The sequence below is a fragment of the Caulobacter sp. 05T431 genome (assembly GCF_056665975.1).
Window position 1 is genome coordinate 1 of the sequence record NZ_JBFTKU010000136.1, and the last position, 423, is coordinate 423.

Here is a 423-nt window from a genome sequence, read left to right on the forward strand (position 1 = left end):
CCATTGCAGGGAGAAGCGGATCGGAGTTCGGTGTCAGTGACTGCAGATCGGCGCCGCCGCCGCCCGCGGTAAAGGATCGAATGCCGGCAGCGGAGAGAACGGGTGCACCCGTCCCCGAGGCGCCGATAGGCCTGAAGATTTCGCTCACGTGGTTGTGCGCGGAAACCACGACGTCGACGCCGTGGGCAGCCATGAGGTCCCACATTGGTCCCAGTGCCATTGCAGGGAGAAGCGGATCGGAGTTCGGTGTCAGTGACTGCAGATCGGCGCCGCCGCCGCCCGCGGTAAAGGATCGAATGCCGGCAGCGGAGAGAACGGGTGCACCCGTCCCCGAGGCGCCGATAGGCCTGAAGATTTCGCTCACGTGGTTGTGCGCGGAAACCACGACGTCGACGCCGTGGGCAGCCATGAGGTCCCACATTG

The 423-nt window shown here is 65.2% G+C and carries 1 protein-coding gene; it reads right to left on the bottom strand.

Annotation, left to right across the window (positions count from 1 at the left end; translation table 11 throughout):
• Positions 1-409 (bottom strand): hypothetical protein (locus AC1U89_RS24850; RefSeq protein WP_479902277.1); only part of this gene is annotated, 409 nt, incomplete at its 3' end.
• Positions 410-423 lie beyond the last annotated feature (14 nt).